Origin of the sequence: Roseovarius pacificus (assembly GCF_900142665.1) — a bacterium.
Classification (GTDB): domain Bacteria; phylum Pseudomonadota; class Alphaproteobacteria; order Rhodobacterales; family Rhodobacteraceae; genus Roseovarius; species Roseovarius pacificus.
The window spans coordinates 143,559-165,743 of record NZ_FRBR01000004.1 but is presented as its reverse complement, the minus strand read 5'-3'; the positions used below and the strand labels follow the sequence as shown (position 1 = coordinate 165,743).

General features: G+C 63.7%; 20 protein-coding genes. 7 read left to right on the top strand and 13 right to left on the bottom strand.

From position 1 onward, the window contains the following. Window positions 1-90 precede the first annotated feature (90 nt). The 3 genes from BUB53_RS09715 to BUB53_RS09705 all read right to left on the bottom strand — a co-directional run bounded on the left by BUB53_RS09715 (window position 91) and on the right by BUB53_RS09705 (window position 5,916). The gene (locus BUB53_RS09715) at window positions 91-2,988 is read right to left on the bottom strand and encodes a DNA translocase FtsK (RefSeq protein ID WP_073034517.1); all 2,898 of its coding nucleotides are present in this window, start codon (window positions 2,986-2,988) and stop codon (window positions 91-93) included. Window positions 2,989-3,007: 19 nt separating this feature from the next. Then, window positions 3,008-4,186, bottom strand: a complete 1,179-nt coding sequence (locus BUB53_RS09710; RefSeq protein ID WP_073034665.1) for an aminotransferase class I/II-fold pyridoxal phosphate-dependent enzyme — start codon at window positions 4,184-4,186, stop codon at window positions 3,008-3,010. A 395-nt stretch (window positions 4,187-4,581) separates the two neighbouring features. Next, window positions 4,582-5,916: an amidase gene (locus BUB53_RS09705; protein WP_073034516.1), complete on the bottom strand. Its 1,335-nt coding sequence runs from the start codon at window positions 5,914-5,916 to the stop codon at window positions 4,582-4,584. A gap of 56 nt (window positions 5,917-5,972) precedes the next feature. On the opposite strand from BUB53_RS09705, the gene BUB53_RS09700 reads away from it, so the two are divergent. After that, window positions 5,973-7,223: a UbiH/UbiF/VisC/COQ6 family ubiquinone biosynthesis hydroxylase gene (locus BUB53_RS09700; protein ID WP_073034515.1), complete on the top strand. Its 1,251-nt coding sequence runs from the start codon at window positions 5,973-5,975 to the stop codon at window positions 7,221-7,223. Between the two features lie 84 nt (window positions 7,224-7,307). Here the strand turns inward: BUB53_RS09700 and rsmD are convergent, their stop codons facing one another. After that, window positions 7,308-7,865, bottom strand: a complete 558-nt coding sequence (gene rsmD, locus BUB53_RS09695; RefSeq protein WP_073034514.1) for a 16S rRNA (guanine(966)-N(2))-methyltransferase RsmD — start codon at window positions 7,863-7,865, stop codon at window positions 7,308-7,310. Then, complete coding sequence (locus BUB53_RS09690; protein WP_073034513.1) at window positions 7,862-9,073, bottom strand: NAD(P)/FAD-dependent oxidoreductase; 1,212 nt, start codon at window positions 9,071-9,073, stop codon at window positions 7,862-7,864. Before BUB53_RS09690 ends, rsmD begins: the two co-directional genes overlap by 4 nt. Window positions 9,074-9,163: 90 nt before the next feature. On the opposite strand from BUB53_RS09690, the gene BUB53_RS09685 reads away from it, so the two are divergent. After that, entirely contained in the window at window positions 9,164-9,652 is a 489-nt protein-coding gene (locus BUB53_RS09685; protein WP_073034512.1) for a peroxiredoxin, read from the top strand. 155 nt (window positions 9,653-9,807) lie between these two features. Here the strand turns inward: BUB53_RS09685 and BUB53_RS09680 are convergent, their stop codons facing one another. Genes BUB53_RS09680 through BUB53_RS09665 form a run of 4 tightly spaced genes read right to left on the bottom strand, consistent with a single transcriptional unit; the run spans window position 9,808 to window position 12,570 of the window. After that, window positions 9,808-10,110 carry a 4a-hydroxytetrahydrobiopterin dehydratase gene (locus tag BUB53_RS09680; RefSeq protein WP_073034511.1) on the bottom strand — a complete coding sequence of 101 codons (303 nt, stop codon included), beginning with the start codon at window positions 10,108-10,110 and terminating at the stop codon, window positions 9,808-9,810. Further along, window positions 10,107-11,294, bottom strand: a complete 1,188-nt coding sequence (locus BUB53_RS09675; RefSeq protein ID WP_073034510.1) for a GNAT family N-acetyltransferase — start codon at window positions 11,292-11,294, stop codon at window positions 10,107-10,109. Before BUB53_RS09675 ends, BUB53_RS09680 begins: the two co-directional genes overlap by 4 nt. 50 nt (window positions 11,295-11,344) lie before the next feature. After that, on the bottom strand, window positions 11,345-12,112 hold the full coding sequence (locus BUB53_RS09670) for a glycerophosphodiester phosphodiesterase family protein (RefSeq protein WP_073034509.1): 768 nt from the start codon (window positions 12,110-12,112) through the stop codon (window positions 11,345-11,347). After that, complete coding sequence (locus BUB53_RS09665; protein ID WP_073034508.1) at window positions 12,109-12,570, bottom strand: RidA family protein; 462 nt, start codon at window positions 12,568-12,570, stop codon at window positions 12,109-12,111. The genes BUB53_RS09670 and BUB53_RS09665 overlap by 4 nt, the downstream gene beginning before the upstream one ends. Window positions 12,571-12,924: 354 nt before the next feature. Between BUB53_RS09665 and BUB53_RS09660 the strand changes: the two genes are divergently transcribed. After that, a complete protein-coding gene (locus BUB53_RS09660) occupies window positions 12,925-13,668 on the top strand; it encodes an MlaA family lipoprotein (RefSeq protein ID WP_073034507.1) in 744 nt (247 codons plus the stop codon). Continuing rightward, window positions 13,658-14,260: an MlaC/ttg2D family ABC transporter substrate-binding protein gene (locus BUB53_RS09655; RefSeq protein WP_073034506.1), complete on the top strand. Its 603-nt coding sequence runs from the start codon at window positions 13,658-13,660 to the stop codon at window positions 14,258-14,260. Before BUB53_RS09660 ends, BUB53_RS09655 begins: the two co-directional genes overlap by 11 nt. A gap of 301 nt (window positions 14,261-14,561) precedes the next feature. Here the strand turns inward: BUB53_RS09655 and BUB53_RS09650 are convergent, their stop codons facing one another. Then, on the bottom strand, window positions 14,562-15,593 hold the full coding sequence (locus tag BUB53_RS09650) for a permease (RefSeq protein ID WP_073034505.1): 1,032 nt from the start codon (window positions 15,591-15,593) through the stop codon (window positions 14,562-14,564). Window positions 15,594-15,688: 95 nt separating this feature from the next. Between BUB53_RS09650 and BUB53_RS09645 the strand changes: the two genes are divergently transcribed. Next, a complete protein-coding gene (locus BUB53_RS09645; protein ID WP_073034504.1) occupies window positions 15,689-16,531 on the top strand; it encodes a LysR family transcriptional regulator in 843 nt (280 codons plus the stop codon). Between the two features lie 44 nt (window positions 16,532-16,575). Here BUB53_RS09645 and BUB53_RS09640 read toward each other — a convergent pair whose 3' ends face one another. Beyond that, window positions 16,576-18,729 (bottom strand): transglycosylase domain-containing protein, encoded by a 2,154-nt coding sequence (locus BUB53_RS09640; protein WP_073034503.1) that lies wholly within the window; start codon window positions 18,727-18,729, stop codon window positions 16,576-16,578. Between the two features lie 254 nt (window positions 18,730-18,983). Between BUB53_RS09640 and BUB53_RS09635 the strand changes: the two genes are divergently transcribed. Continuing rightward, a complete protein-coding gene (locus BUB53_RS09635; RefSeq protein ID WP_073034502.1) occupies window positions 18,984-19,322 on the top strand; it encodes a P-II family nitrogen regulator in 339 nt (112 codons plus the stop codon). A 20-nt stretch (window positions 19,323-19,342) separates the two neighbouring features. Then, entirely contained in the window at window positions 19,343-20,686 is a 1,344-nt protein-coding gene (locus BUB53_RS09630) for an ammonium transporter (protein ID WP_188744988.1), read from the top strand. Window positions 20,687-20,774: 88 nt separating this feature from the next. Here BUB53_RS09630 and BUB53_RS09625 read toward each other — a convergent pair whose 3' ends face one another. Then, window positions 20,775-21,152: a rhodanese-like domain-containing protein gene (locus BUB53_RS09625; RefSeq protein WP_073034501.1), complete on the bottom strand. Its 378-nt coding sequence runs from the start codon at window positions 21,150-21,152 to the stop codon at window positions 20,775-20,777. 30 nt (window positions 21,153-21,182) lie between these two features. Continuing rightward, on the bottom strand, window positions 21,183-22,082 hold the full coding sequence (locus BUB53_RS09620) for an MBL fold metallo-hydrolase (protein ID WP_073034500.1): 900 nt from the start codon (window positions 22,080-22,082) through the stop codon (window positions 21,183-21,185). Window positions 22,083-22,185 lie beyond the last annotated feature (103 nt).

Below are 22,185 nucleotides of genomic sequence, written 5' to 3'. Positions count from 1 at the left end.
CAGGGATATCAAGCCCGCGCCGGTCCGCCACCGCCTTCCGACGAACCGCAGCGCACGACCGCGCCGGTCAAATCACCGGCGCGCACCGCCCTATTGTTCGGGAACCAGAATCTCGCGCTTGCCGACATGGTTGGCCGAACTGACGACGCCCTCGTCTTCCATCTGCTCCACCAGACGCGCGGCCTTGTTATAGCCGATCGCCAGCTTGCGCTGAATGTAGGAGGTGCTGCATTTGCGATCCTTGATGACAATCGCCACCGCCTGATCGTACAGCGCGTCCTCGCCATCGGTGTTGCCGCCCGTGGACAGGCCCAGAACCGCGTCGATGCTGTCGGCCTTGTCGTCGTCCGGGCCATCCTGCACACCGCCCACATAGGCCGGCGGGCCATAGGCCTTGAGATGGGTCACCACTTCCTCGACCTCTTCGTCGCTGACGAACGGCCCGTGACAGCGGGTAATCTTGCCGCCGCCCGCCATATACAGCATGTCGCCCATGCCCAGCAGTTGCTCGGCGCCCATCTCGCCCAGAATGGTGCGGCTGTCGATCTTCGAGGTCACCTGGAAACTGATCCGCGTGGGGAAGTTCGCCTTGATCGTGCCGGTGATCACGTCCACCGACGGGCGCTGCGTGGCCATGATCAGGTGAATGCCGCTCGCCCGCGCCATCTGCGCAAGGCGCTGAATGCAGGCTTCGATCTCCTTGCCGGCCACCATCATCAGGTCGGCCATCTCGTCGACGATGACCACGATATAGGGCATCTTTTCGGGCGCGAACTCTTCGGTCTCGAACACCGGTTCGCCGGTCTCGTCGTCAAACCCGGTCTGCACCGTGCGGCTGAACATCTCGCCCTTGCCCAGCGCATCCGCGACCCGGCCATTGTAGCCGTCGATATTGCGCACGCCCATCTTGGACATCTTGCGATAGCGTTCTTCCATCTCGGCCACGACCCATTTCAGGGCGACCACGGCCTTCTTCGGATCGGTCACGACCGGCGACAACAGATGCGGGATGCCGTCGTAAACCGACAGTTCCAGCATCTTGGGGTCGATCATGATCAGGCGGCACTCATCCGGGGTCAGCTTGTAGAGCAGGCTCAGGATCATGGTGTTGATCGCCACCGATTTCCCCGAGCCGGTCGTCCCCGCAATCAGCAGGTGAGGCATCTTCGCCAGGTTCTGCACCACCGGATCGCCGCCGATATCCTTGCCCAGCGCCAGCGGCAGCTTCTGATTACCGTCGCCATAATCGCGGCTCGACAGGATTTCGCGGAAGCTGACCATCTCGCGATTGTCATTGGGCAGTTCGATCCCGATCACGCTGCGCCCCGGCACGGTGCTCACGCGCGCCGACAAGGCGCTCATCGACCGCGCGATATCGTCCGCCAGCCCGATCACCCGGCTGGCCTTGAGGCCCGGCGCGGGCTCCAGCTCGTACATGGTGACGACAGGGCCGGGACGCACGCTGACGATCTCGCCCTTGACGCCGTAATCGTCCAGCACGTTTTCCAGCATGCGCGCATTTTCCTCCAGCGCCTCGTCGCTCAGATGATGGCGCACGATATTGGCCGGATTGTTCAGCAGGCTCAGCGGCGGCAGGTCGTATTCCACCTGCGCGGCCTCTTCGAATTGCAGTTTCGGCTGCGCCTCGGCCATGGCCCGCGCCGAAGGTTGCGGCGCCTTGCGCGGCGTGTGCTGCACAACCTTTTTCGGCTCGGCCACCGGGATGCGCGGCTGCGCGGCCTCGGGCTGCGGCTGCATGGGCATTTCCGGCTGGACCGGCTCGGGCTGCCAGGCCTGCTGCGGCGCGGCCGTCAGTTGCGGCTCCTGCGGCATCGGCTGGATATGCGCGGCGGTCAGCGGCGGCTCGGGCGGCAATCCGCCCGTGCGCGCGGTATTCAGGATCAGCGGATCGGGCCCACGCCCACGCCCCTTGGTCAGCGGCGCGACCGATTCGACCCGAAGCGCCGGATTCTGGCGCACGCGGTTCTTGATCACCTCGGTGATCTTGGCGCGGATGCGATCGTCCCCCGGCGCCTCGACATCCGTATCAGGGCCAAAGGATTCCACCAGTTCCGGCTCGGGCTCCGGCTCGGCGCGGCGCATCAGTGACGGCATGATCATCCGCAAGCCGCCGGGCCTGTCGGCCTCCTCCGGCGCCGGGGCCGTAAGCTGCGGCTCAGCGGGCATCGCGGCACCGCGGCGCACCACCGGCTGCACCGGCACGGCGGCCTCGGCGCGGGCCAGTTCCTCGGCCTCGGCACGATCCGCATCGCGCCGCGCGCGGGCCTCTGCCGCCTTCGCCTGCACGCCCTGCGCAGCAATTACCGCCCCCTTCGCGCCACGGCCCATCAGCGCCATGGCCCAGGCATAGGTCATGATGATGCCCACCAGCAAAAACCGCCCGATGCGCGCCAGTTCGGGCCGGGTAAAGCCCAGAACGAACGCCCCAAGCGCCAGCACGGCCAGCCCCATCGCCAGCGACAACAGTTTCAGCCCAAGGCTCGCCCCGAACGGCAGAATGCCCAGCAACGCGCCCAGCACCGTATCACCGAATAACCCACCAAGGCCGAAACTATGCGTCGCGGCCCAGGCCTCGCCGGGGGCAAGGGACGATGCGTAAAGCGACAACAGCGCCACCCAGATCGGCGCGAAAATCAGACGGCCCACCGCGCGCTCCTCGCCGCGATGCAGGGCAAACCGCAGCCCCCAGGCGCCCAGAACGATGGCCAGCCCCCAGGCCCCCCAGCCCACGATCATGAACAGCGGCGCGGCGATCGAGGCCCCGATCCGCCCCATCCAGTTCTGCACCGGGGCATCGGTGGCCGACATCCAGCTCGGGTCGTCCGGGTGATACGAGACGATCATCGCCGCCGCCATCGCCCCCAGCAACAGCAGGGCCAGGCCCATCAACTCCTTGCCGCGCTTCTCGATTGCCTCGGCCATGGTGCTGTCAAGCAGCGGCTCGCGCCCGCGTGTCTGATATGCCATCTTGTCCCTCGTCCTCACTTCAGTCGTACAGACAGTCGCGCAGCCGGGTCAGGCCCCGCGCCATCTCTTCTCCTGGGGCCACCATCGCGACCCGGATATATCCCTTGCCGGGGCTTTGCCCCCCGGCCTCGCGGCTCAGATAGGCGCCGGGCAACACCCGCACGCCCGTCTCCTGCCACAGCTTCAGCGCGGCGGCCTCGCCATCCCCGACGGGCAGCCACAGGAAAAACCCCGCCTGCGGGCTGTCATAGCCCGGCACATCGCCCATGATCTCGTCGGCCAGCGCGTATTTCTCCGCATAGAGGCGGCGGTTCTCCACCACATGCAGCTCATCGGCCCAGACCTTCTCGGCCGCGTGCTGCAACGGCATCGGCAACGGCGCACCGGCATAGCTGCGCAACAGCTTCAGCCGCGCGATACACTCCGGGCTACCCGCCACGAAACCGCTGCGCAGCCCCGGCAGGTTCGACCGTTTCGACAGGCTGTGAAAGATCACCACGCGCTCGGGGTCCGCCCCCATGCCATGCGCCACTTCCAGCGCCCCCACGGGGGCCTCGCCGCGATAGATCTCGGAATAGCACTCATCGGCGAAAATGCGGAAATCGTGCCGCTCGGCCAGCGCGATCAGATCGCGCCAGTAGTCATAACCCGCCACCGCGCCCTGCGGGTTCGACGGCGAACACAGATACACCACCGCCGTGCGCGCCAGAACCTCCTCGGGCACAGCGCTGAAATCGGGCAAATGGCCGGTCTCGCGCGTCGCGGGCAGGAACACCGGCTCGGCCCCCACACTCAGCGCGGCCACCATGTAAACCTGGTAAAACGGGTTCGGCAGCACCACCACGGGCCGCTTGCCGTTCTTCTGCTCGGGGCACAGCGCCATCATGGCGTTATACAGCCCCTCGCGCGTCCCGTTCAGCGCCATCACGTTGCGCTCGGCCTCCAGCCGGACACCATAGCGCCGCGCGATCCAGTCGCAGATCGACTGCCGCAGCCCGATGGTGCCCTCATTGACCGGATAGCGCCCGAATTCGGCGGCATGTTCGGCCACCACATCGGCCACCCACGCCGGAAAGGCGTGCTTGGGCTCGCCTATGGTCATGTGCAGCACCTCGCCGCCGGGCGCATGGGCGTCCAGCAAGCTCCGCAGGCGCGGAAACGCATAGGCCGGTAGGTTCGAAAACCGCTCGGGAAACATCAATACTGCCTCAAGGTTCGGGGTCATTGCGCCCCGTTTCCCCTGAATCTACCCAAGCCCCCGCCCTGCGTCCAGCAAAACCAAGGGCTTGACAGTCAGATTGTGACATTTTGGCAGAGCGGGAAAGATGTGCCCGGCAGATGCGGACGTCGAACGAGCCACCTGCAAGCGCGCCATCGCGAATTCCTGACGCAACCGGGCAAAACCGACATTAACCGGCCCGGCCTCGCTCCCACACGGCAAAACGCGCTTTCCACGCCTGTCTTTCTTCATGCCAAGAAATATCTCGGGGGGTGAGGGGCGTCCCGGAAACGATCCGGGGGATCGTTTCAGCCCCGAACGGGCGGAGCCCCGGACAGGCCCAAAGGGCGACGGGGGCAGCGCCCCCAATCCCGTTATCCGCGCAGAACGTCCTCCGCCGCCTTGCTCACCCGCAACAGGCGTTCTTCGCCCATCGGCTGCCCGCAGAGCATGATCCCGCAGCTCGGCATGCCCGTCGGCAGGGTCACGGCGGGCAGGCCCATCAGGTTGCCGACACGGGTGTTGCGCAGGGTCAGCAGGTTTTCGGTGACGTAATAGTCATCGTCGCTCATCAGCTTTTCGGCATCGGGCGGCAGGTTGGGGGCGGTCGGCATGATCACCGCGTCATAGCCCGCCACCCGCGCATTCCAGCCCTGCCGCAGCGCCTCCAGCCTGCGCCACGCATCCACGTAATCGGCGGCGCTGATATCCTTCCCGCCCCGGAACCGTTCCAGAATCGCCGGGAACATCTTTTCGGGGGCCGCCTCGATCACGTCGCGCCACAGCCCATAGGCCTCGCCGGTATAGAGAATCCCCGACATCGGCATCGCCTCGGCCACTTCCGGCGCGTCGATCTTTTCGACGGTTGCACCGGCCTCCTCCAGCGCGTCCACCGCCTGTCGATACCCCGCCAGCGGCGCATCGCGGATATCGTCCAGCACGACGGTTTGCAGCGCCGCCAGCCGGACACCTTTCAGGCTGACCCCCCGCAGGTCGGCGGCGCGGGGCCGCCCCTCCAGCACCGCCAGCATCAGCGCCGCGTCTTCCACGCTGCGCGCCAGCGGGCCGATCGTGTCGAACTTCGCCGCCAGCGGCACCGTGCCCTCCAGCGGCACGCGCCCGGCGGTGGTTTTCAGCCCCACCAGATCGTTCCACGCCGCCGGAATCCGCACCGAGCCGCCGGTATCGCTGCCGATCCCGCAGGCCGCCAGCCCAAAGGCCACGCTGGCCGCCGCCCCCGAACTCGACCCGCCGGGCACGGCCCTGGGGTCGTTCACACAAGGCGGCGTCGCCGTCATCGGATTCAGCCCCAGCCCCGAAAAGGCCAGTTCGCTCATATGCGTCTTGCCCAGGCACACCGTCCCCGCCATCGTCGCGTTGCGCAGCACCCAGGCGTCCCGTTCCGGCACACGGCCCTCCAACAGCCTGCTGCCCGCCTCGGTCGCCACGCCGGCACTGTCGAACAGGTCTTTCCAACTGATCGGCACCCCGTCCAGCGGGCCAAAGCACTGCCCGGCCTTTGCGCGCTCGGCGGCGGCGGCGGCCTCGGCACGGGCACGCCCGGCGGTCACGACGGTGTAAATCCGGTCACGGTCGGGATGGGTGTCGATCGCATTCAGGAAACTGTCGGTCAGCTCCACCGGGTCGATCTCGCCCTTGCCGATCCCGCGCCCCAGGTCCGCCGCGCTCATCTTCTGCCACTCGCTCATCTCGTCCTGCCTTTCGTGAAACCTTGTCGCAGGCGACGGTAACGGCAGCGCGGCGCATGGACAATCCCGCACGATGCGCCATAGTGCGGGGCATGGAACATGACAGCGATATCGTGATCGTCGGCGGCGGGCTGAACGGGCCCGCACTGGCGCTGGCCCTGGCGCAATCGGGCTTTACCGTGACGGTGATCGACGCCCTGTCCGAAACCGTCCGCAAGAACGCCGCCTTCGACGGGCGCGCCTATGCGCTGGCGCTGTCCTCGATGCGCCTGCTGCGCGCCATCGGCATCTGGGACCGGGTGTCGGACCACACCCAGCCCATGCTGGAGATCAAGGTCAGCGACGGGCGCGCGGGCGAAGGCCCCTCGCCGTTCTTCATGCATTTCGATCACGCCGAGATCGAAGAAGGCCCGATGGGCTACATGCTGGAAGACCGCTACCTGCGCCGCGCCTTTCTCGAGGCGATGAAGGCCGAGCCGCGCATCACGCAACGGCGCGATACCGTCACCGCGCAACAGGTGGACGCCCAGGGCGCAACCGTCACACTGGCCTCGGGCAAGACCCTTTCGGCCCGCCTGCTGGTGGGCAGCGACGGGCGCGCCTCGGGCACGGCGCAACGCGCGGGCATCCGGCGCACCGGCTGGGGCTATGGGCAAACCGCCCTCGTCGCCGCCATCGAACACGAGCTGCCCCACCACGGCACGGCGCATCAGTTCTTCATGCCCCCCGGCCCGCTGGCCATCCTGCCCCTGCCCGGCAATGTCAGCTCCATCGTCTGGAGCGAAACCGACGAGACCGCCGCGCGTTTCTCGGCCCTGTCGGACGAGGATTTCATGCAGGTGCTGCGCCCCCGGTTCGGCGATTTCCTCGGACAGATCAGGCTGAAGGGCAAACGCTTCAGCTACCCGCTGACCCTGACGCTGGCCAACAGCTTCGTGGCCGAGCGGCTGGCGCTGATCGGCGATGCCGCGCACGGGATGCACCCCATCGCGGGGCAGGGCCTCAATGCCGGGCTGCGCGACGTGGCCGCGCTGGCGCAGGTGCTGGACGAGGCCCGCCACCGCGGCGAAGACATCGCCGCGCCGGATGTCCTGGCCCGCTACCAGCAATGGCGCCGCTTCGACTCGGCAACGCTGGCGATGGTCACCGACATGACCAACAAACTGTTTTCAAACGACAATCCCCTGCTCCGGCTGGGCCGTGACCTGGGCATGGGCGCGCTCAACGCCATCCCGAAACTGCGCCGCGGCTTCATCCGCGAGGCGGCGGGCCTGACCGGCGACCTGCCGGATCTGATGAAGGGATAAGGGGGGGCGCCGCCCCCCATCGCCGCAAGCGGCGATTCCCCCTGGGATATTTTCGGCAAGAAGAAGGGGTGGAATTACCCTGACTCAGCCGTTTTCGAAAATCCGGATCACCGTATCGCCATAGCGCCGCTCGTCCAGCAGGGTCAGCCCCTCGGGCGCACTGACCCCGGCGCTTTCCTCCCAGACGATCAGCGCGCCTTCGGCGATCCAGCCTCCCGCCAGCGCGGCCTCCAACGCCGCCTCGCCCATCTGCCTGCCATAGGGCGGGTCCAGAAACACCAGCGTCGCCGCATCGCCGGGGCACTCCCCCAGCTTGCGCGCATCGCGCTGCACCACGCGGGTGCGCTCCGCGACCCGGCAGATCCCGATATTGTCCCGCAACAGACGCAGCGCCACACGCCCGTTTTCCACGAAGGTCGCACGCCCGGCCCCGCGCGACAGCGCCTCCAGCCCCAGCGCACCGGTGCCCGCGAACAGATCGAGCACCACCGCGCCCCGGCACGGATCTCCAAAGCCCCCGGCCAGCATGTTGAACAGGCTTTCGCGCACCCGGTCGGCGGTGGGGCGCAGATGCGCGCCCGCGTCGCCCTTGCCCACGCTGGCCAGCCTGCGGCCCCGGCACTCTCCGCCGATGATCCTCACGCGCGCAAAAGCGCCTTGAGGTCGCTTTGCGGGTCGGCCACCACATCCGGGTCGGCGCTCTTGCCCGCGTCGATCAGGCGCTTGCCCACCATATAGGCGCGCGGCTCGTTCATCGCGTCCACCGCCAGCAATTGATCGCCCTTGTAATACCAGAACGAGACATGCCCCTCATCCTCGCCCTGCCGCGTGACGATCCGATCATAGCCCGCGTTCAGCCCGGCGATCTGCAACTTGACGTCATACTGATCCGACCAGAACCAGGGCTGCGGCACATAGGTCTTGCCCGCGCCCATGATATTTTCGGCCACGCATTCGGCCATATCGATGGCATTGGGCACGCTTTCCAGCCGGTGGCGCTGCCCGTTCCACGGGAAGGATGCGCAATCGCCCGCCGCCCAGATATGGGGATCGCTGCTGCGGCCCTGTTCATCGACCCTGATACCGTTCTCGATCTCCAGCCCCGCCGCCTCGGCCAGCGCCGTCGCGGGGGAGATTCCCACCCCGACGATCACGAAATCCACGTCCAGCGCGCTGCCATCGCTCAGCCGCGCACCGCTGACCCGGCCCTCGCCCGTGAGCGTGTCCAGCCCGACGCCCTCGCGGATATCCACCCCGTGCTTGCCATGCAGCGCCCGGAAGTAATCCGACGTCTCCTTCGCCGCGACCCGTTTCAGGATACGTTCGGCCATTTCCAGCAAAGTCACCTTCAGCCCCTTCGAGGCCGCCACTGCCGCCGCCTCCAGCCCGATATAACCGCCGCCGACAATCAGCACATGACGGCCCTCTTCGAATTCAGGCGCCATGCTGTCCACGTCCTTGAGATCGCGCACCACATAGACACCCTGCAACTCGCCGCCAATCGCCCCCGGCAGGCGACGGGGCACCGATCCGGTGGTCAGCACCAGATCGTCATAGGCAATCTGCCTGCCCCCCGCGATCACCACCTTGTCGGCGCGGTCGATGGCCGTGACGGTCTCGTTCAGGTGCAGGTCGATCCCGTTCTCGCCGTAAAAGCTTTCGGGGCGCAGGAACAGGCGTTCAAGCTCCATCTCGCCCAGCAGGTATTTCTTGGACAGCGGCGGGCGCTGATAGGGCGGTACCGGCTCTTCCCCGATCAGGGTGATCGCACCCTCATATCCAAGGCTGCGCAGCTTCGCCACACAGGACGCTCCGGCCTGCCCGGCCCCGATCACGACGACACCCGCCATATGAAATCTCCTGCTTATCCATGGTCACGCCTCGGCGTCGAACCTATATCTACCCCTACTGGAAACGCAATTGATAGACAGGGACCGACCATGACCATTTCCAAAGGCGACACACTGCCCGACGCAACGCTTCTCCATCTGGGGGCGGACGGCCCCGAGGAGGTCGCGCTGGCGGACAAGATCAAGGGCCGCAAGGTCGTGATCTTCGCCGTTCCGGGCGCCTATACACCGACCTGCCATTCATCCCATGTGCCCAGCTTCACGCGCACCAAGGATCAGTTCGACGCCAAGGGCGTGGACGAGATCATCTGCATTTCCGTGAACGATCCTTTCGTGATGGGGGCCTGGGGCGACGCAACCGGTGCAACGAACGCGGGGATCACCATGCTCGGAGATCCTGAATCAAGTTTTACCAGGGCGATCGGTATGGAGTTCAGCGCCCCGCCCGCCGGGCTGGTGGCACGCTCCAAACGCTACGCCATGCTGGTCGAGGACGGCAAAGTGACCGTTCTCCACCAGGAGGAAAATCCCGGCGCCTGCGAAGTCTCGGCAGGCGAATCCCTGCTGGCCGCGATCTGATCCGGCAAACGCGATGACATCGGATGTCCGGCGGCCAAACGGGCCGCCGGAGCATCGTTCTTCGGGGCGTTTGCGCCCATCATGGACGCAAATTTTCCAATACCCCCCGATTTTCGTACAAAACCCGCGTACACTTCGTACGTTTCGTACAAAACTCAGCCGGCCCCGGACAGCCCGTCCATCTTGCGGGCCAGCTTGACATCCAGCGCGCTCAGCCCGTCCACGTCATGGGTGGTCAGGGTCACCTCTACCGTGTTGTAAACATTGGACCATTCCGGGTGATGGTTCCATTTCTCCGCCCATAGCGCCGCTCGCGTCATGAAACCGAACGCCTCGGTGAAGTCTTTGAATTTATAGGACTTTTTAATCGCATCACGCGACTCGTCCAAGACCCACCCCGCATCGAGCAAAGGTTCGAGCGTGGTGTCGCGCGCCGTATCGCTGAGTTTCTCGGTCACTGGTGATCCTCCACTTGTGTTTTCCGAAACGGGCCAAAACTCGTAAGGATTTCAATATCTTCGTCCACCGCAACCTGCTCGGCCTCGAGGTATCGGGCAACCGCCTCCCTGAATCCCGGATCGGCAATCCAGTGCAGCGAATGGGTCAGCGTCGGCATATACCCCCGCGCCAGCTTGTGCTCCCCCTGCGCCCCGGCCTCGACGCGGTTCAGGCCATGCTCTATCGAAAAATCCATTGCCTGATAATAACATAGCTCGAAATGCAGGCAGGGGTGATGCTCGATGCAGCCCCAATATCGGCCATAAAGCGCCGAACGTCCGACCAGGTTCATTGCCCCGGCAACCGGATGCCCGTCACGCTCGGCCAGTACCAACAGCACATCATCGCGTAACTCATTGTGAACACTATCGAAAAATGCCCGCGTCAGATAGGGCGATCCCCATTTCCGCGCGCCCGTATCCTGATAGAAGGTCCATATCGCGTCCCAGTGATGCGGTTGGATCTGATCTCCGGTCAACTGTTTGATTTCACCGCCGAATTCCTGCGCAACACGCCGCTCCTTGCGGATGGATTTGCGCTTGCGCGAACTCAGCGAGGCAAGAAAATCCTCAAAATGGCGATAGCCATGATTGATCCAGTGATATTGCTGCGTCTTGCGCGACAGCAGCCCCATCGCCTCTCCCGCCTGCCATTCCCCTGCGGTGCAAAACGTGGTGTGCAGCGATGAAATTCCATTGTTTTCAGCAACTTGAATGGCCCCTTGCAGCAATGCCGCGCGGCCCGTTTCCTCATATCCCGGCCGCGTCAGAAACCGCCGCCCCGTCACCGGGGTAAAGGGTACGGCAATCTGAAGCTTGGGATAATAGCGCCCCCCGGCCCGTTCATAGGCATGTGCCCAATTATGGTCGAAAATATACTCGCCCTGACTATGCGACTTCAGGAAAAGCGGTGCAAAAGCAATGGCTTGCCCATCCTCTTCGGCGCGCATGTAGTAGGGATGCCACCCCGTCCCCTCCCCGACCGAACCGCTATCCTCCAGCGCTTTCAGAAACCGGTAGGTTGTGAAAGGATCGTCCGGGCGCGCCCCTTCAACGGCCTCGGGACAGGCGCAGGCGTCCCACTCCGCCGCATCAATTTGCGACAGGCTATCGTGAATACTGATCGTAACGTCCTGCGCCGCCATTCTTTTCGCCCCCGTGGCCTATCCCCTATCTGTGGCCAAGACCACCTGGATCAAGACGGCACGTCCGGCAGATATCCCTCGAACGTGACATTATCGGCCCGCGAACGCGCATCTCTTTCGGCCTGGCGCGACCGGATCGTCCAGCACAGGATCGCAACCCCTTCAGCGCGCAAATCGGCAACCCGCGGGTTGTTCAGATCCTTGGAATCATGACTGATAAACACGGCTCCGGCACGGTCGAAATCGGGTATCGCACGCAGATGTTCCCTCACCCCGGATTTCAGCAAGGGCCAGTTCATACGCCGATATCCGCACGTCGTCAGACCGCGCGGCACAGCAGGCGCCAACTCGCGCAGGGCCGCCACTGAATGCGGGTTGAAAGACATCAGCGCCAGTGGCCCGCCATATCCCGCAACATCGCGCGCCACGGCAGTTTCCAGTCGGCGATCGCCCTGCCCCATCTGGCCATGCTGATCCTTGAGTTCGACCAAAAGCGGCACCCGCCCGCCAACGATTTCCAACACCTCGGCGAATGTCGGAATGCCTTCATCACCGCCCTTCAGGCCGATCTGGCCCAGATCGGACGCGCTACGCTGTTGAACCGGGCCTTTCACCCCCGTCAGACGACCAAGGTCATAGTCATGGAAAACCATTGCCCGCCCGTCCGAAGAGAGTTGCAAATCAATCTCGATTCCATACCCCGCCTTCATCGCGGCACGGATCGCGGCGCGTGAATTTTCCGGTCGCCCATCCTCGATGTCATGCAGCGCACGGTGGGCCAGGGGCACGCGTCGGAACGCATCGGGCAGAGGGATCATTTGATCTGAAAAACTCCATCTATTTCAACGGCAACACCAAAAGGCAGGGACGCCGCAGATACTGCCGAACGCGAATGTTTCCCCGTATCTCCAAGCGCTTCGCCCAGAAAATCAGACGCCCCGTTAATAACCTGTGGCTGCTCAACGAAATCGGCAGTCGAATTGACGAAACCTGTCAGCTTGACCACCCGTTGCAGCCGGTCCAGATCACCGCCGCAGGCCGCTTTGACCTGTGCCAGCAGCGCAATCGCGCAAACCCTGGCGGCCTCTGCCCCGGCAGGGGTGTCCATGTCATCGCCCAGTTTGCCGGTGATAAGCCCGTCATCCCCTTTGGAAATCTGGCCCGAGACGTACAGCGTGTCCCCCACCTGAACATACGGCACATAATTCGCCGCCGGGGCCGGGGCCTCGGGCAGGCTGACTCCAAGTTCGGCAAGTCTGGTTTCAAATTGTCCCATGTCACGTCTCCTCAACCTTCGGGAATTGCCGGGACGCTAGCGGCTGCCGCAGCCGAATGAAATCAAAAAGACGCCGCTGCGCATCCCGTTTGCGTCGGTTGACCGGGAGAGCAATGGCGGACCCGCCGAAACGCCACCGCCATTGACACGACAGATCAGCGTATTTCTGCCAATCCGGGCGTCTGAAATTGTCGCCATTCTGCCACAACAGAAAGAACTCTCATCTCTCCTTCTGGGCAGCCTGCTGTGATAGTCTATTTAACGCCTTACGAACTATTCAACCTGGTTAGTCATTTGTCTGCTGCGCTGCGTAAACTCCTATTTCCGCTATCCCGCCCCGTTGCCGCTCTGGTAATGGCCACCATTGTTGGTGCCTGTGCCACTCCCGGGCCGGGGCACCCGCCTACCGAGCCTTTCGATCCCTATGAAAAGCAGAACCGCAAGGTCCACGAGTTCAACCGCTCGCTGGACAGGGCCATAATCCGCCCTGCCGGGAAAGGGTACAGTAACTTCCTGCCCGACGACATTGAAACCCTGATCGGGCGGTTTGCGTTCAACCTGTCCCTGCCCGCGTCCGTCGTGAACAACATCCTGCAAGGCAACGGAAAAGGCGCGACGGAAGACACTTATCGCTTCCTCGTCAACTCCACCGTTGGCCTGGGCGGTTTCTTTGATCCCGCCACCGAGATGGGCATGCCCGAGCCGACGGATACCGACTTTGGTGAGACGCTTTATGTCTGGGGTGTTCCCGAGGGCGGCTATCTGGAATTGCCGGTGCTGGGCCCTGCGACCGAGCGCTCCACATGGGGCAAGGTGGTGGATCTGTTCACCAACCCGCTGAGCTACGCGTTGGAGTCGCCTGAGAACTACCTCGGGACCGTCGCTTCGGTATCGGCGAAACTCAGCGACCGCGGACGGTATTCCGACGCCATCGATTCGATCCTGTACGAAAGCGCCGACAGTTATGCGCAGGCGCGGTCGCTATACCTGCAAAACCGCCGATTTGAACTGGGTGGTGACAGCGCGGGTGGCGGTGCATATCTCGATCCGTATGATGATCCCTACAGCGATCCATATGAGGACCCCTATGATGAGTGATTTTTCGAGACGTCTTTTTCTGAAAACCGGGGTGGCCGTTGCGGGAGTGACGGTGGCCCGGCCGGCGCTGGCTTTGACGGATGCGGGGGCGAAGGCCCTTGTCGACAAGGTTGTCGGGGACATAAACAGAGTCATCGGATCGGGCAAGGCGCTGAGTTCGATGATCAGCGACTTCGAGCGGATTTTCAGCCGGTACGCGGATGTGAACATCATTGCACGTTCGACCCTCGGGGCGGATTCGCGGCGGGTCAGTACGGCGCAGATGCGGGCGTTCGTCGATGCCTTCCAGGGCTATATCGCCCGGAAATATGGCAAGCGTTTCAATGAGTTCGTCGGCGGGCGGATCGAGGTGCAGGGTGTGCGCCAGGTCAAATCCTGGCACGAGGTGAAATCCACCGTTCACCTGCGCGGTCAGGCGCCGTTCGACGTGCTTTTCCTGGTGTCCGACCGGTCGGGGCGCGATCTGTTTTTCGACATGGTGATCGAAGGTGTCAGCCTGCGCCTGTCGGAGCGCACCGAGATCGGCGCGATGCTGGATCGCCGTCAGGGCAATATCGACGCCCTGATTCAGGACCTGCGCCAAGCGGGCTGAGTTTCGTACGTTTTGTACGAAGTGGACGCGGGTTTTGTACGAAACTCCGCGTCCATTTCAGGTTTGGCATCCATGATGGACGCAAATGAAGCGGCGCGCCCGCGATTAAGCCGAAGTTAACCTGCTGACGGCAGGGTGTTGGCATTCATCCGCAAGGAGCGCCCATGTCACCCAAACCAACAGCCAAGAACAGCGCAACGGACAAGCCGGAACGAGGGCGGGAGTCCAAGCCCGGCCCATGACGGCGACGCGCCCGCCTTGACACGTTTAAGCGGCACAGGACACACGCCGTTTCCCGAGGTCAGTAGAACGCTCCGAATGCCCACCCCGAAACCATCGACCCGACCGCGGCCAATCCGAGGTAAAGGAGGAACGGCTTGATCCTCAGCACCGGGAAAATCGCCATTGCGCCCCAGATACTGACGACACCGCCGGAGACCAGAAAGGCCATCGCCGCGCCAGTTGACATGCCATGGTCGAGCAAAGCGCGCGTCAGCGGAAGCGCCGCATATCCGTCGATATAGGCAGGCCCGCCGACGATGACCGCCAAAGGAACCGCAAAGGCGCTGTCGCGGCCTGCATATGCCGCGACGGCATTCGGTTCGAGCCATGCGTTCAGAAAGTATTCCGCCGCGAATGCGGGCGTGAGAACCAGCAAGATCAGGCGTGTGATCGACCAGCTTTCCCGGACAAACCGCATACGGCGGGCCGGGTCGCGCCAGATGCGCGGATCGAACCCCCGCGTGTCCCGACAGCCGACGCCGCATTGCCCGCCAAGCGATCCGACGATTCGGTTCGAGCGCAAGGGGGATTGGGCCCAATCGCACGTGGCGACCAGCGCGGTCATGCCACCGCCGAACAAACCCAACCCGATGGCCGCCAACGCCTTGCCGATGGCAAATTCCCATCCCAGGGTCGCGACCGTCGCCGACAACATCGCCGGTCCCGTGATCGGCGAGGCCAGCCAGAACGCCATGACGGGGGCCAGCGGAACCCTTGCAGCAAGAAGCCCGGCCATGAGCGGCAAGACCGTCACGCCGCAAACCGGAAGCAAGGCGCCGAGGAGTGTGGCGCCGACGACCGTCTGCAAGGTCCGGCCATGGAACACCGCGGCCACCTGATCGCTTACGCCGCTGGCGGTGATCCAGGCGGCGAGGACGATGCCCGGAATGACGATTGGCGTGACGTGGGTCATGCCGAGCACGACGAACCGCGCGGCCTCCAGCACGAGACCGGGCTGCCAGAAGACCAGCCCGACGAGCAGCGCGCCCAACAATACATAGACATGTCTGACATCTGGCCTGGTCTTCCGAATAATGTCCGAAACCGACATGACGGCCTCCTGTTCCTGAAGAACAAGGGATAGCGCCTCGACAGGTATTTGAGAAACGAGTAGTTTTAAATTCAGGCATTGGAAATACAAATACCATGACACATATCAACAGTGACCACCTGCGCACGTTTCTGGCCATCCATGACGCCGGGAGCGTGACCGGCGGGGCCGGACGCATCGGACGGTCGCAATCTGCGGCCAGTCTTCAGATCAGGCAGTTGGAAGACGTGATCGGACAGCCGCTGTTTCGTCGTCATGGCCGGGGCGTTTCCCTGACCCCGGCGGGAGAAAAGCTGCACCCGGTGGCAAGGCATGTCATCCAGTCTCTCGACACGACGCTTTCGGAGCTTCGCGGCGGGGGGCTGAAAGGCAAGCTGCGGATCGGAATGCCCGACGATCACGACCGGTCCGATCTGGCCAATATCATATCGTCCTTTGCGGCCTTGCATCCCGATGTCGAACTGGAGGTTCATTGTGCCCTGGGATCGGAATTTGCGGCTGCGCTCAGGTCCGGCGCGCTCGACCTCGCGGTTTATGAGGTGCCCGAGCCGGGGAAAGACGATATAATTCTCCGGCAGGATCACCTTGTCTGGATGTGCGGACGGGATCACGATGTCTCGACATCGGACATTCTTCCCATTGCCGTTTTCGATCACGACTGTTGGTGGCGCGACCTTGCCTTGTCCGGGCTGGATGACGCGGGCAGGCGATATCAAATCGTCTTCACGAGCGAGAGCGCGACCGGCGTTCGCGCCGCCGTACAGGCCGGGATCGCGGCGGGCCTGCTGAGCGTATCCGAAGACCCGGAGGCCTTTCACCCCCTCGAGGGCCTCAGGATACGCCATGCGACATATCTGGTCTTGCAGACGGCAAGCGGAGCAAGGGGGCCCGTCTGCGAGGCGATGTGCGAGGCGATCCGGGATGCCTTCGCCACGTAACCCGAGCGCTGTTTCCGGCTGATGGCCGATAAATCGACGGCGTGTCAGTTCCCCATGCCGAGGATGCCGCGCAGGATGTTTTCAATCGGGTTGCCCTGATTGCGTTGCTGGCGCGGGGCGTTGCGGGGCTGCTCGCGGCGCGGTGCGGGCGCGGGTTCGGGGCGCAGCATGGGCAGGGGGCGCGGTTCGATCCCTTCATGCACCCGCATCATGGTTTCGTGCCAGATCTCGGCGGGCAACCCGCTCCCGGTGACGCCGGTCAGCGGCGTGTTGTCGTCATAGCCCATCCACACGCCCGCCACGTAATCGGCGGTGAAGCCCAGGAACCACGCATCGCGCGCGGCCTGCGTGGTGCCGGTTTTACCGGCGGCCTCGCGATCCGGCAGTTTGGCACGGCTGCCGGTGCCGCCATTGACCACCTGATACATCATCCAGGTCAGTTCGCGGGCGGCCTTTTCCTGAATCACCCGCTCGCCGATGCCGCCGCCGGTGCCCATCAGCGGCTCGTCATCGCCCAGAAGGCGCAGCTCCATCAGCCCGTAGGGCGTGACCGAGGACCCGCCGTTGAGGATGCCCGCATAAGCCCCTGTCATCTCGATCAGGGTCGATTCCGACGTCCCGAGAGCCAGCGCCGGGCCGGCGGCCAGATCGCTTTCGATGCCGAAATCGCCGGCCACCTTACGCACCAGTTCGCGACCGACGCTTTCCGAGACCTTGACGGCGGGAATGTTGAGCGAATTCCTGAGCGCCTCGGTCAGAGTGACGCGGCCATAATGCTTGCGCGTATAGTTTTCCGGGCACCAGCGGCTCGAGCCGGGCACATTGAGACAGAAGGGTTCGTCGACCACGGTGGAGTTGGGCGTATAGCCCAGTTCCAGCGCCGTGGCGTAAACGAAGGGCTTGAAGGCCGAGCCGGTCTGGCGCTTGGCCTGCGTGGCGCGGTTGAAGGCGCCGCGCACCCTGGTTTTGCGCCCGCCCACCATGGCGCGCACCGCCCCGTCAGCGGACATGACGACAATCGCCGCCTGCGCCTTGGAGCCTTCGCGAACCTTGTTTTCGAAGATGTATTTCAGCGCGTCCTCGGTGGCTTTCTGCATGCGCTGATCGAGTGTGGTCTTGATGATCACGTCTTCGGTGGTGTCGCGGGTGAAAAATTCGGGCCCCGAGGACATGACCCAATCGGCGAAATAGCCGCCCGCCTGCTTCTCGGCGGCATCGGACAGTACGGCGGGGTTGGCCAGGGCCGTGGCGGCATCGGTCGAGGAGATATAGCCCTGTTCCTTCATCAGGCGCACCACGACGCTGGCGCGGTTCTGCGAGCGTTCGAGATTGGCGGTGGGAGCCAGCGTGGAGGGGGCGGTCAGCAGGCCGGCCAGCATCGCGCCTTCGGCCACGTTCAGCTTGCCCGCGCCCTTGCCGAAATAGCGCTGCGCGGCGGCCTCGGCCCCGTAGGCCCCGCCGCCCAGATAGGCGCGGTTGAGGTAGACCGACAGGATTTCGTCCTTGGAATACTTGGCCTCCATCGCCAGGGCGAACACCGCCTCCTTTGCCTTGCGCGCCAGCGAGGTGCGGCGGCAGTCGGCCACGTAGTCGGCCTCGGACTCCCACTGGGTCTTGTCGTATGCCACGCCGAGGCACAGCAGTTTCGCCGTCTGCTGCGTGATGGTCGAGCCGCCATGCCCCTGCAACGGGCCGCGCCCTTCGCGCAGGTTGATGCGGATGGCGCTGGCGATCCCGATGGGATCGACGCCGGGGTGATAGTAGAATCGTTTGTCCTCGGTCGCGACGACGGCATTTTTCAGGGCCGGGCTGACGGTCTCGGTGGTGACGACGCCGCCGAACTGATCGCCGCGCCAGGCGAACACGTCGCCGTTGCGATCCAGAAGCGTGACCGACCCGCGCGAACGGCCGTCCAGAAGATCGTCGACCGATGGCAGGGTGGCATAGGTATAGGCCACGGCCACAGCCACGATCAGGGCCATCACCGCACCGACGCGCCAGCCGATTCGCCAGACCAGCCGGAGCCCCCAGCCGATCAAGCGCATCGGCAGAGACAACAGGCCCCTGCGGACGGGTGCCTTGCGCGCAGCCGGTTTGCGCCGGGCCGGTTTGCCGGTTTTCCGTGCAGGTTTCTTTTTCGGCGCGGAATAGCGCTTGTCCGCCACGAGGCGGGGTTTCTTACGACCTGAATTGCTCATGCTTGTCCTGCCCGGGACCCTTCGGTTTTCGCCATTCTATAATGCCGCGTGGCAAAAGTTGACCCCTGCAATGCCTGTCTGCCCGCTTATTTGATTGGTTATTTTTTGTGCAATTACACCTTTGCGCACACTTTTTAATCAATCACCCCTTCAAATCCACCCCTTTCAGGGCCTGTCACCTTCCAGACTCGGCATCCAGCGCCTTTGCTGCGGGTGCAAACCGCACAGGGTGACATAAACCGAAAGGGACACCAGTGAAACTCATCATTGCGACAATCAAACCGTTCAAACTGGAGGAGGTCCGCGAGGCGCTGACCGAAATCGGTGTGCGCGGAATGATGGTGACGGAAATCAAGGGCTTCGGCTCACAGTCGGGACACACGGAAATCTATCGCGGCGCGGAATACGCCGTGAACTTCGTACCCAAGATCAAACTCGAAATCGCTGTGTCGGCCTCGATGGCCGATCAGGTGGTCGACACGATCACCAGCACCGCCCGCACCGGCAAGATCGGCGACGGCAAGATTTTCGTTCTCGACATCCAACAGGCCATGCGCGTGCGCACCGGCGAAACAAACGAAGACGCGCTTTGAGACGCGAGGGGGAAAGGATTATGGACATGAAACGCTTTATGAAAACCGGTCTGGCCGCCGGGGCGCTGATCGCCCTGCCGTCGCTGGCGCTGGCGCAGGACGCGGCAGAGGCCGCACCGGGGTTCGACGAGATCGGCCCCTACATCATGACGACACTGCTGTTCTGCATGGCGGGTTTCCTCGTCTTCTTCATGGCGGCGGGCTTTGCGATGCTGGAAGGCGGGCTCGTGCGATCGAAGAACGTCACGATGCAGATGACCAAGAACATCGCGCTCTATTCGCTGGCCGCGATCATGTACTGGCTGATCGGTTTCAACCTGATGTATCCCGGCGACGGGTGGACCATCGCGGGCTGGGTCGGTCCGTTCTTCTCGCAGACCGTGCTGGACCCTGTGGGCGTACCGGCGGCTGACGCGGCGCTGGATTATGCCTCGATCGGGTCTGATTTCTTCTTCCAGCTGGTGTTTGTCGCCGCGACCGCCTCGATCGTGTCGGGCGCTCTGGCCGAACGTATCAAGCTGTGGCCGTTCCTGATCTTTGTGATCCTGCTGACCGGCGTCATGTACCCGATCTCGGGCTCCTGGCAGTGGGGCGGCGGCTGGCTGTCCGAGGCCGGTTTCTCGGACTTCGCCGGTTCGACCGTCGTGCACTCGGTGGGGGGCTGGGCCGCTCTGGCTGGCGCCATCGTGCTGGGCCCGCGCCTTGGCAAGTATGGCAAGGACGGCAAGGTGCACCCGATTCCGGGTTCGAACCTGGCACTGGCCACGCTCGGCACGTTCATCCTGTGGCTGGGCTGGTTCGGCTTCAATGGCGGCTCGCAACTGGCAATGGGCACCGTGGGCGACGTTTCGGATGTGTCGCGCATCTTTGCCAACACCAACATGGCCGCTGCGGCGGGCTCTGTTGCCGCTCTGATCCTGACGCAGGTCCTGTACAAGAAGCCCGACCTGACGATGGTTCTGAACGGCGCGCTGGCAGGTCTGGTGTCGATCACGGCGGAACCTCTGGCGCCCACCCTGTTCGGTGCGCTGTGGATCGGCGCCGTGGGCGGTGTGATCGTGGTGTTCGCCGTGCCGATGCTGGACAAGTTCAAGATCGACGACGTGGTCGGCGCGATCCCTGTGCACCTGTTCGCAGGCATCTGGGGCACCATCGCCGTGGTCTTCTACAACGGCGACGCCAGCCTCGGTACGCAGCTGATGGGCATCATTGCCTACGGTGTGTTCACCTTTGCGGCCAGCCTGGTGCTGTGGCTTATCATCAAGGCCGTGATGGGCCTGCGGGTGGACGAAGAGACCGAAATCAACGGTCTGGACATGGCCGAACTGGGCATGGAAGCCTATCCGGAGTTCTCCAAGTCGTAAGACAGGGACACTCCGCAAGAGCAGAAAAAGGGAAAGCCCGGACAGTTTGTCCGGGCTTTTTCACGTTTTACAGCCGGTCGCGGCGGGGTCAGTCGTTCACGCGCGACGGTGCGCCGGTGGCCATGTTGGTACCGATATAGGGCTTCTGGGCCTGCTTCCATGCGGCGAAGCCGCCCTCCATATGGGCGATCTTTTCGAGTCCGGCGTCGATGGCGGCACGGGCCACCTTTTCCGACCGCACGCCGGACCCGCAGTGGAAGATGATCTGCTTGTCCTTCTGACCCGGCAGTTTATGGGCGTTGAAGAACGGCAGGGGCAGCAGGAGCGCGCCCTCGATATGTTCGAACATGTATTCCTGCGGGGTGCGCACGTCGATCAGGACGACCTGGTTCTTTGCCCAGGCTTCGGCCACCTCTTCGACGGTCCAGGTCTGGAATTCGGCAGTGCCTACGGTTTCGGTTTTCATCGCGTTTCCTTTGTTTTTTTTCGGGGGTGTTCAGAATCGGTTTGCGGGGATCTTGAAATAGCTGTTCCCGTCATTCTCGGCCTCGGGGAGGCGACCGCCGCGCAGGTTCACCTGAAGCGCATACAGCATCCGGTCGGGCAGCCCGAGCGTGGCATCGCGTGTATCGCGGATTTTCATGAACTCTTCGCGACTGGCCCCGCCGCCCACATGCGGGTTGTTGGCGCGGTGATCGGCCACCGTGGCCTCCCAGGCGGGTTCGGTCCGATCTCCGACGGGCGGGTAATCATGGCCGATGAAAAGGCGCGTCGCGTCGGGCAGGGCCAGGATGGCTTGCAGGCTGTCGTACAGTTCGGACGACGAGCCGCCGGGGAAATCGGCGCGCGATGTGCCCACATCGACATGCATGAACGTGTCATGCACGAATGCAGCGTCATCGCCCACGACATAGGTGACGGAGCCGAGCGTATGGCCCGGAGACAGCATCACACGCACATCCAGATCGCCCAGCCTGAAGGTTTCCCCATCTTCGAACAGACGGTCGAAATCACGGTCGGGATCGAAGGCGCCGGGGGTATTGTAGATCTTCCTCCAGAGCTTGGCGATATCGCGCACCCGTGCCCCGATGGCGGCGGGCGCGCCAAGCTGTTCGCTGAGCCAGGCCGAGGCCATCATGTGATCGGCATGGGGGTGGGTGTCGAGAATCCATTCCACGCTCAGCCCTTGCTGACGGACGAAATCGACGATCTCCTGCGCGCTTTCGGTCGAGCTGCGGCCCGATGCGGGATCGAAATCCAGCACCACGTCGATCAGCGCGGCCTTTTTCGTGGCTTCATCGACCGCGACATACTGGATCGAGCCGGTGGCCGGGTCGTGAAACCCGGTGACGGTGGGTGAGGCCGGCCCTGTGGACGGGCTTGTGCGTGTAAACATTGTATCCCCTTTCAAAATCCATTTGAATTCAGATAATGGAATGTAAATTCATGCCAACCCATACGGGCGGATTTCTTTCATTAATGCGTATACCATGCGCAAT